Genomic DNA, 9,087 nt, shown 5'->3' with positions numbered 1-9,087 from the left:
GCCACGTCTTCGGTGAAGGCGACGTCGGTGTCGTCCTCGATCGAAATCTCGTTGTCGTCGTACAGGACCGTCAGGTTGCCCAGCTGCTGGGTGCCGGCCAGCGACGACGCCTCGGATGAGACGCCTTCCTGCAGGTCGCCATCGGAGGCGATGGCGTAGACGTGATGGTCGAACGGGCTCTCTCCCGCCGCCGCATCGGGGTCGAACAGGCCGCGTTCGCGGCGGGCAGCCATGGCCATGCCGACCGCATTGCCGACGCCCTGTCCGAGCGGACCGGTCGTGACCTCGACCCCGGCCGTGTGCCGGTACTCCGGGTGTCCGGGAGTCTGGCTGCCCCACTGGCGCAGATTTTTGAGGTCATCGAGCGTCATCGAGAAGCCAGCCAGATACAGCTGGATGTACTGGGTGAGGCTGGAGTGTCCGCACGACAGCACGAAACGGTCGCGGCCGATCCACAGCGGATCATGCGGGTCCTGACGCATCAGCTTGTGATAGATCAGGTATGCCGCGGGGGCGAGGCTCATGGCCGTTCCGGGGTGGCCGTGTCCGGCCTTCTCCACGGCGTCGGCGGCAAGCAGGCGGGCCGTGTTGACAGCCTTTTCGTCGAGGGCGGACCAGTCGAGATCGGCGTGGACTGAGGTCACAGCACGTGCTCCTGAGGGTGTGTCGGGAACGGGGGTCGTGGTCGTCGGCCGCTCGGGGCCAACCGTCGTCTCCGACCCTACTCGCGTGGCTTAGACTGCTGCACGTGAGTGTCGTCGCCAACAGTCCCGATATGCGGCCCGACGCACCGGTCCCCGGATCAATTGCCGCCACCGATGTCGTCAAGGCGTACATCGCGCTCACCAAGCCGCGCATCATCGAGCTGTTGCTGCTCACCACGGTGCCCGTCATGTTCTTGGCCGCGCAGGGAGTACCCGGCTTGTGGCTCGTCGCGGCGACCGTCATCGGCGGATACCTGTCCGCTGGCAGCGCCAACGCGCTGAACTGCGTGGTCGACGCCGACATCGACACCAAGATGCGCCGCACTGCTCGCCGTCCACTGGTGCGCCACCAGGTCTCCACTCGTAGTGCGTTGGTCTTCGGCCTGGTGCTCGGCGTCGCGTCCACCCTGTGGCTCGGCTTCTACGTCAACTGGCTGTCCTCCGGCCTCGCGCTGACCGCCAACGTGTTCTATGTCGTCGGCTACACCATGATCCTCAAGCGCCGTACGTCGCAGAACATCGTGTGGGGCGGTGCTGCCGGCTGCTTCCCGGCCCTGATCGGCTGGACCGCCGTGACCAACGAGCTGGCCTGGGCGCCGGTCGTGCTGTTCATGGTCGTGTTCTTCTGGACGCCGCCACACTTCTGGGCGTTGGCGATGCGCTATCGCGAAGACTACGCCGCCGCCGACGTCCCGATGCTGCCCTCGGTCGCCTCGTCCGACGAGGTGTCGCGCCAGATCGTCCTGTACTCGTGGGTCATGGTCATCACGTCGCTGGTGTTGTGGCCCGTCACGCCGACCGGCTGGTTCTACCCTGCTGCGGCAGTCGCCTTGGGCATCGTGTTTCTCATCGAAGCCCACGACCTGCGCTCCCGCGCCCGCGACACCGAGGATCTGGCCATCATCAAGCCGATGCGCCTGTTCCACTTCTCCAACGCCTATCTCGCGCTGCTGTTCGTCGCGGCAGCGGTTGACCCCTTCCTGCGCTGATGTCGGCGACGGTGCGCCGCATCAGCGGCGTCGACTGGTGCGTCCGCGGTGATGCCGCCGTTGGCCTCGCCGGTGACCCGACGATGAGTTTCTTCCTCACTCCCAAGGAGCACGATCATGCCCGTTGACCCCACCGGCGCCGATCTCAAGCGATACGTCATCGAAGATCAGGGCGGCCCCGTCGTCATGCTCAACCTGCTGAAGTTCGCCGCAGGCGGCCGCGACGGCTACCGCGAGTACGCCACGGCGATCCTTCCGTTCCTGGAGAAGGTGGGAGCTCGGGTGGTTCACGTCGGTGATCTGGGCACCGCACTGGTGCAGCGCGAAGACTTCGACTGGGACGTCGTGCTCTTGGTCGAGTACCCCTCACGAGCTGCGTTCAGCCAGATGGTTGCTGATCCGGACTATCAGCAGATCACCCACCTGCGCACCGAAGCGGTGTCCGAGGCTGTCCTGCAGGCTTCCACCCCCTGGTCCTGACCGTGGGCGCCTCGTCCTACCGCCTGGTCGCTGCCGCGCGCGAGTTCGAGCTCGCGGACCGGTTCTTCGGCCGCTTCAGACGAGTAGGCCTGCGCGGCGTCCTGACGGACCTGAACCGAGTCGGAGCACACGCTGACGTGCCGGGCGAGGCGGCAACGGCCGGCATGGTGTGGCAGCGCGAGGACCAAGAATCGAAGCGTTGGTTTCCGCAGGGCATCACGACGTCCGCCGACGCCTACGGTGGCGACCCCACGGGCGGGATGTTCGAGGGTCGCAACGTCGTGATGACGAGCTGGTACGGCCGCGGGATGATCGGCTGGCTGCTGGGATCGCGCATCTCGGTGATCGACTGGACGGACGAGGAGCCTCCGCGGTATCGGCACGTCCTGCTGGTCGAGCCGCGGCGGTTCCTGGGCGTCTTCCACCGGCTACGTCCGGTACGGGTCCATGCCGGGGGCATCGTCTGGTACGGCCAGTACCTGTTCGTGGCTGGCAGCTCGGCCGGCGTTCGGGTCTTTCGGCTCGACGACATCGTCCACGTTCGCAACAGAGCACGCACCAAGGGCTACCGCTACGCGCTCCCGCAGTTCTCCTTCTTCGCCGCTGAGCACGACGCCGGTGCCAGCGCGATGACCTACTCGTTCATGTCGTTGGATCGGGCCGGGGACGAGGACCACCTGGTGGCTGGAGAGTACGGCCGCAAGGGCGGGAGCCACCGACTCGTCCGCTATGCAATCGACCGTGACACCGAGACGTTGCGCACTGACGACCGAGGGTGGGCGGTGCCGACCGACATGCATGATCGCCAGATCGCGAGGATGCAAGGTGCCGTGATCGCCGATGGCACGTGGGCTGTCACGTCGAGCAACGGTGAGGACAACCCCGGCGATCTCTGGGTGGGCACACCGGGAGACTTCATCCGTCACCGCGGGGTGCTGCCCACCGGCTGTGAGGACATCACGTATCTCCCGCAGCGGCACCAGCTCTGGTCGCTCACCGAGTGGCCCGGGCGCCGCTGGGTCTACGCGATCGACGGCGAACGCTGGCTCGACGCCTGACCTTCGTCGGCGCGGTGGGTTCAGGTTCGGGTGAGGACGGTGAGCAGCTCGTCGACGGACTGAGGACTCCCGGCCAGGTGCCAGCGGTGTCCGCGATGCACGACGACTTCGGTGCGTCCGCCGGCAGCACGCACCAGGGCCTGGCCGGGCAGCCAGTCCCAGGCGGGAACCGAGTGCTGGGCCCACACACCCACTCGCCCGCCAGCCACCCCTGCCAGGTCGCAGGATCCCGACCCAAGAATGCGGGGAGTGGCGACCGCGCCGACGACCGCCATCCAGACTTCTCGCACATCCGGGTCCTGCAGGGTCGAGGGATGCACGTAGGTGGCGAGACTGCACGTGTTGAGCGGCCGATCGACCAGCGGCGCCACGGCTGTCCCGTTCAGGGTCGTGGGGTGATCGCGACCCCCGAGCCAGGTCTCGTCGGCGGCTGGCTGGTGCACCGCACCCAGCACGGGACCGAGGGCGGGACTACCGGCATCCTCCAGAGCCAGGGCGCTGCACCAGTAGGCGAGGCCGGAGAGGAAGTTGTAGGTGCCGTCGACCGGGTCGATCACCCAGCGTCGACCGGAGGTGCCCGTGCGCTCGGTGCCCTCCTCACCCAGCAGACCGTCATCCGGGCGCTCCCGCTGCAGCGACTCGGTGACCAGCGCCTCGGCGGCGTGATCGGCATCAGTCACGACGTCGCTGATCGAGGTCTTCTGCTCGGCGTCGAGTCCAGCGCGTCGCATCGAGGCGGCCAGTGCCCCAGCGCGGGTGACGAGGTCCTGGGCCAGCGTGAGATCGTGCACGACCTCAGCCTAGTGAGGAGTCCTCGAGGGTCAGCAGCAGACGGGTGGACGCTGCCACGAGGATGGCCGCACCGACCAGGTGGGCGGCTACGAGCGCGATCGGCAGATCCGTGAAGTACTGCACGAAACCGATCGTGGCCTGCCCCAGCTCGACGGTCAGCAGCACCGCGGCCGCTCGACGCACGGCTCCGCGAGATCGCCACACGACGAGCAGCGTGAGCGCGACGAGCAGGTAGACGCTCGCCGCGTGGACGTGGCTCATGACCTGCGGATCGATGCCGTTGCGGGGCGAGTCGACGTCGCCGGCATGCGGACCTGCGCCCGTGACGATCGTGCCGAGGTACACCGCCACCCAGGTGACGGCGTAGGTGGCCATGACCAGCGGCTGACGCGATCCGGCCGGGCGGTCTCCGCGCACGCGCAGCAGCAACCACACTGACAGAGCCACGAGACCCAACGACAAGATCAGGTGCAGCGCCACGATCCACGGATTCAGATCCGTCAGCACCGTGATGCCGCCGATCACGCCCTGAAAGGGCACGCCGACCGCGATGACCACCGCCAGCTGACGCAGCGAGCGAGAGGTTCCAGACCACCGCCACACGGCGACGACCATGGCGATGACCACGGCGATCAACACGTAGGTGAGCATCCGGTTGCCGAACTCGATGACGCCGTGGATGCCGAGCTCGCGGTGCGGAACGAAGGAGTCGTCGGTGCACTTCGGCCACGTGGGGCAACCCAGACCGGAGCCGGTCAGTCGCACCAGGCCACCGGTCAGGATGATCAACGTGTTCGCCACCAGCGTCGCGCCGGCCCACCAGATGACGGTGCGGCGCACCGGGGGAGAGCTCACTCCCACGTGAACGTCCTCGAGACGAGCAACCCGGCGCTCACGGCCCAGACCGTCAGCACCACCAGGGCGAACGGATCGGGTCCCAGGCCGGCGAAGGTGTCGCGCAGCCCCTGACCCAGTGCTCCGGACGGCAAGAGCTCGAGCAGGTGACGAGCTTGGTCCGGATAGCGGGAGAGAGGCACGAGCAGTCCACCGCCGACCAGCAGCAGCACGTAGACGAGGTTCGCGACGGCCAGGGTGGCTTCGGCGCGCATCGTCCCGGCGATCAGCAGTCCGAGAGAGCCGAACGCGGCGGTGCCCAGCACGACCAGCAGCAGCATCTGGCCGACGGCCACGAGACCGCCGGCCGGTTCCCAGCCCAGCAGCAGGCCCATCACTGAGAGCACGGCAAGCTGCACGATCTCGACGACGACGACCGCGGCCACCTTGCCGACCAGCAGCCCCCAGCGCGGCAGGGGAGAGGCGCCGAGTCGCTTGAGCACTCCGTACCGACGCTCGAATCCTGTGGCGATGGCCAACGAGGTGAAGGACGTGGAGAGAACGGCCAGCGCCAGGATGCCCGGCGTGATGATGTCGATCGGCCGGCCGGCGCCGAGATCGACGATGTCGCCCGCCGTGGCGCCAAGCACCAGCAGCAGGAGCGGGATCACCAGAGCGAGCAGCACCTGCTCGCCGTTGCGCGACAGCAGCCGCAGCTCCATGAGCGCCTGGTGGCGCACCATCGCCGGGTACGGCGCAGCGCCAGGCCGGGGGGACAGGTCGAGGCTCACCGCAGCTGCCTTCCAGTCAGGTCGAGGAATCGGTCCTCAAGGGTCTGGCGTTCGACCATCACCGAGTCGATCAGCACCTGCTGATCGGCGCACCACGACATCAGCGCGGCCAGCAGGGCTGGATCGACGTCGCCAGTCACGACGTACGAACCGGCCGTGATCTCCTCGACCAGGGTCGCTCGCCCGAGCACCAGAGTCAGGCTCTCCACGTCGAGCCCGGAGCGGGCCACGAACCGGATCGTGTTCTGCGCGCCGGTCAGCGCCAGCTCCTCGACAGTTCCCGAGGCGATCACCCGCCCGTGATCGACGATGTGCACGCAGTCGCTCAGGGCCTCGGCCTCGTCCATGTAGTGCGTGGACAGCACCGTGGTGACCCCCTGCCCGCGCAGCTCCTTGATCAGGTCCCAGGTGGCATGTCGTGCAGCGGGGTCGAGACCCGCCGTCGGCTCGTCGAGGAACAGCAGCTCAGGGCGCCCGACGACAGCCATCGCGAGGCTGAGCCGTTGCTGTTGGCCTCCCGACAACCGCCGGTAGGGGGTGCGGCCGAAGTGCTGCATCCCGAGGCGCTCGATCAGCAGATCGACCGGCAGGGGATGGGCGTGCAGCGACGCGATGTGCCGCAGCATCTCGTGTGCCCGAGCCCCTGACCAGGCACCACCAGACTGGAGCATGACGCCGACACGCGGCCGCAGCTCCCTGGCATCGGCGCGCGGGTCGAGCCCCAGGACGCGGACGCTGCCGGCCTGCGGCTCGCGAAATCCTTCGCACGTCTCGATCGTGGTGGTCTTGCCGGCGCCGTTGGGGCCCAGGATCGATGTGACCGTTCCGGGCTCGATGGTCAGCGAGAGCCCGTCGACGGCGGTGGTGGAGCCGTATCGCATGACGAGGTCGACGACCTCGACGGCGGGCTGATTCACGAGGTCAGTCTAGGTGGCCGAAACATGCTTGCCGTGGCCGGTGTTGGGCTGCATGCTGGAGGCCATGGCAGTCCTGCGAATTGTTCCGAATCTGTTGTCAGGGTCCGTGAGCGATTCGACTGAGTTCTATCGTTCAGTCCTTGGACTGGATGTCGTGATGGACCTCGGCTGGATCGCGACGCTCGCTGGCTCGACCCCCACGGTCCAGCTGAGCGCGATCAGCCGGGATGAGACCGCGCCCGTGGCTCCCGACGTGTCGATCGAGGTCGATGACGTGGATGCCGCCCATGACGCTGCCATGCAGCGAGGTGTCGAGATCGTGCACCCGTTGACCAACGAACCCTGGGGCGTCCGGCGCTTCTTCATGCGCGACCCCGACGGACACGTCATCAACGTGCTGGCCCACCGGTAGCCGATCGGGAACACTGCAGGCATGGACCTGCCCGTCATGCCGCCGCTGCGCCCCATGCTCGCCAAGTCGGTCAAGGGAGTGCCGAAGGCTGACTCGGTCGAGGGTGGACTGTCATTTGAACCCAAGTGGGACGGATTTCGCTGCGTCGTGTTTCGCGACGGCGACGAGGTGATCCTCGGCAGCCGGTCCACCAAGGATCTGGCGCGCTACTTCCCCGAGCTGGTCGAGGCCTTCCGTCGCGAGCTGCCGGATCGCATCGTGCTCGACGGCGAGATCTACCTGGCTGTCGACGGCCGGTTGGAGTTCGACGTCCTTTCGCAGCGCATCCACCCGGCGGCCTCACGCGTCGACATGTTGGCCGACGCCACGCCCGCGTCGTACGTGGCCTTTGACCTGCTGGCACTGGGTGACGAGTCGTGGCTGGATCGGCCGTTCGGAGAACGGCGTACCGCGCTCGAGGGGGCACTGGCCGGCGTCTCAGATCCTGTGCACGTCACCCGCACCACCACAGATGCCGCTGAGGCCGAGGAGTGGTTCGGTGTGTTCGAGGGGGCCGGTCTGGACGGCGTCGTGGCCAAGGCCCTGAGCAAGCCGTACGCACCCAATGGCCGCACGATGCTCAAGATCAAGCACGCCCGGACCGCCGACGTCGTGGTGGCCGGATTCCGGCTGCACAAGACGTCCACCAAGGACCGCCCGCTGCTCGGCTCCATGCTGCTGGGCCTGTACGACGACAACGGCAAGCTGCAGCACGTGGGCGTAGCGGCGTCCTTCACCGAGACCCGCCGGGCCGAATTGTTCAACCAGCTCGACGCCATGCGGGTGCCACTGACCGAGCACCCGTGGGGGGAGTGGCAGCAGGCCGAGGCTCAAGCCAGCGATCGGTTGCCCGGTGGGCAGAGCCGCTGGAGCGGCACCAAGGACCTGTCCTTCACCACGATCGCCCCGACGCTGGTGGCCGAGGTGGGCTACGAGCACATGGAGGGCACGCGATTTCGGCACACCGCCCAGTTCAAGCGGTGGCGCAACGATCGTGAACCCGCGTCCTGCACGTACGAGCAGCTCGAGGAGATCGCGCGGTACGACCTCGCATCCATTGTGACGTGAGGCGAGTCCTCAGACATCGCCCATCTGGTGCAGCCGGCGCAGGAACGTCTCGTCCGGCACCAGGGCTTCATCGCAACGCAGCTCGTCCTCGATCTCACGCGGAAGCACGCTCGCGGTGCGCATCTTGGTGTGCAGCTCCTCCATCCGGGCGTCGAGCACGGCAGCCGTCCCGGCCGCTTCCTTGAGTCCGTCCAGGAGGGACTGCGGGACTGCGTCGCGGTACTTGTAGAAGATCTTGTGCTCCGTGCTGGCCCAGAAGTCCATCGCGATGGTGCGCATCTGCACCTCCACCAAAACCGGCGCCGGGCCATCGGTGAGGAACACCGGCACCTCCACCAGCGCGTGCAGGCTGCGGTAGCCGTTCGGCTTGGGGTTCTCGATGTAGTCGCGCACGTCGACCACCGTGACATCGGCCTGCCCGCACAGCTGGTCGAAGACCTGCCGTACGTCCGACACGAAGCTGCAGGTGACCCGCACGCCGGCGATGTCGGTGATGGTCTTCTCGATCGAGGCGAACGACGGCTCGGTGCCCTTGCGCGACATCTTCTCCACGATGCTTTCGGGCCGCTTGAGACGCGACGAGATGTTCTCGATCGGGTTCTCCTCGTGCAGGTGTGCATACTCGTCGCGCAGGATCGAGAGCTTCGTCACGACCTCGTCCATGCCGAAGCGGTACCGCATCATGAACCGCGTGAAGTCCTGCCGCACCTGGTGCAGGTCGCCGCCCTGGTCCACCTGCTCGATCAGTCGACCGAGATCCAATCCCCGAGGTGTGTCGTCCACCTCGCCACTGTAGGCAACGATGCAGATGAATGTCAGAAGGTGGGCCTCTATTCGGCCCATGGGCTTGACCTACGCCAGGGTAGAACCGCCGAGAATGGGTCGTGTGATGTGCACCACGTGGGGGACCCCACTCCGTTTCTGAGAGCCCTGAGGCCTGCGTTCTCAGGGAGTATTCGTAGTTTTGATGGTTGGCCCGCTCCGGGCTGAAATCTGTCGCCAA

Annotated in this window: 10 protein-coding genes and 1 pseudogene; 5 read left to right on the top strand and 6 right to left on the bottom strand. The window is 67.2% G+C overall.

The genetic code is table 11. From position 1 onward, the window contains the following. Positions 1-644 (bottom strand): annotated as a pseudogene (locus WB508_RS09895) (transketolase); the annotation flags it as partial. A 131-nt stretch (positions 645-775) separates the two neighbouring features. On the opposite strand from WB508_RS09895, the gene WB508_RS09890 reads away from it, so the two are divergent. From WB508_RS09890 to WB508_RS09880, 3 genes are all read left to right on the top strand, one after another. After that, positions 776-1,693: a heme o synthase gene (locus WB508_RS09890; RefSeq protein ID WP_423844716.1), complete on the top strand. Its 918-nt coding sequence runs from the start codon at positions 776-778 to the stop codon at positions 1,691-1,693. 117 nt (positions 1,694-1,810) lie between these two features. Continuing rightward, positions 1,811-2,173: a DUF1330 domain-containing protein gene (locus tag WB508_RS09885; protein WP_423844715.1), complete on the top strand. Its 363-nt coding sequence runs from the start codon at positions 1,811-1,813 to the stop codon at positions 2,171-2,173. A gap of 2 nt (positions 2,174-2,175) precedes the next feature. Further along, complete coding sequence (locus WB508_RS09880; RefSeq protein WP_423844714.1) at positions 2,176-3,231, top strand: hypothetical protein; 1,056 nt, start codon at positions 2,176-2,178, stop codon at positions 3,229-3,231. A gap of 20 nt (positions 3,232-3,251) precedes the next feature. Here the strand turns inward: WB508_RS09880 and WB508_RS09875 are convergent, their stop codons facing one another. Genes WB508_RS09875 through WB508_RS09860 form a run of 4 tightly spaced genes read right to left on the bottom strand, consistent with a single transcriptional unit; the run spans position 3,252 to position 6,565 of the window. After that, positions 3,252-4,022, bottom strand: a complete 771-nt coding sequence (locus WB508_RS09875; protein WP_423844713.1) for an inositol monophosphatase family protein — start codon at positions 4,020-4,022, stop codon at positions 3,252-3,254. Between the two features lie 4 nt (positions 4,023-4,026). Further along, on the bottom strand, positions 4,027-4,884 hold the full coding sequence (locus tag WB508_RS09870) for a COX15/CtaA family protein (RefSeq protein WP_423844712.1): 858 nt from the start codon (positions 4,882-4,884) through the stop codon (positions 4,027-4,029). After that, positions 4,875-5,648, bottom strand: a complete 774-nt coding sequence (locus WB508_RS09865) for an ABC transporter permease (protein ID WP_423844711.1) — start codon at positions 5,646-5,648, stop codon at positions 4,875-4,877. The genes WB508_RS09870 and WB508_RS09865 overlap by 10 nt, the downstream gene beginning before the upstream one ends. Next, positions 5,645-6,565, bottom strand: coding sequence for an ABC transporter ATP-binding protein (locus WB508_RS09860; RefSeq protein WP_423844710.1), 921 nt, complete (start codon positions 6,563-6,565; stop codon positions 5,645-5,647). Before WB508_RS09860 ends, WB508_RS09865 begins: the two co-directional genes overlap by 4 nt. 106 nt (positions 6,566-6,671) lie before the next feature. On the opposite strand from WB508_RS09860, the gene WB508_RS09855 reads away from it, so the two are divergent. Both WB508_RS09855 and WB508_RS09850 read left to right on the top strand, forming a co-directional pair. Next, positions 6,672-6,977 carry a VOC family protein gene (locus WB508_RS09855; protein ID WP_423844709.1) on the top strand — a complete coding sequence of 102 codons (306 nt, stop codon included), beginning with the start codon at positions 6,672-6,674 and terminating at the stop codon, positions 6,975-6,977. 21 nt (positions 6,978-6,998) lie between these two features. Then, a complete protein-coding gene (locus tag WB508_RS09850; RefSeq protein WP_423844708.1) occupies positions 6,999-8,084 on the top strand; it encodes an ATP-dependent DNA ligase in 1,086 nt (361 codons plus the stop codon). Positions 8,085-8,093: 9 nt separating this feature from the next. On the opposite strand, the gene WB508_RS09845 is transcribed toward WB508_RS09850, so the two are convergent. Continuing rightward, a complete protein-coding gene (locus WB508_RS09845; protein WP_423844707.1) occupies positions 8,094-8,867 on the bottom strand; it encodes a GTP pyrophosphokinase in 774 nt (257 codons plus the stop codon). Between the last annotated feature and the right edge of the window lie 220 nt (positions 8,868-9,087).

This window comes from Aeromicrobium sp., from assembly GCF_049586495.1.
Taxonomy (GTDB): Bacteria; Actinomycetota; Actinomycetes; order Propionibacteriales; family Nocardioidaceae; genus Aeromicrobium.
Note: the sequence above shows the minus strand (reverse complement) of the source record. Positions and strands in the feature narration are given on the sequence as shown.

Coding starts and splice junctions, on each gene's coding strand:
- WB508_RS09890 (WP_423844716.1), top strand. CDS start 776: ATGCGGCCCGACGCACCGGTCCCCGGATCAATTGCCGCCACCGATGTC.
- WB508_RS09885 (WP_423844715.1), top strand. CDS start 1,811: ATGCCCGTTGACCCCACCGGCGCCGATCTCAAGCGATACGTCATCGAA.
- WB508_RS09850 (WP_423844708.1), top strand. CDS start 6,999: ATGGACCTGCCCGTCATGCCGCCGCTGCGCCCCATGCTCGCCAAGTCG.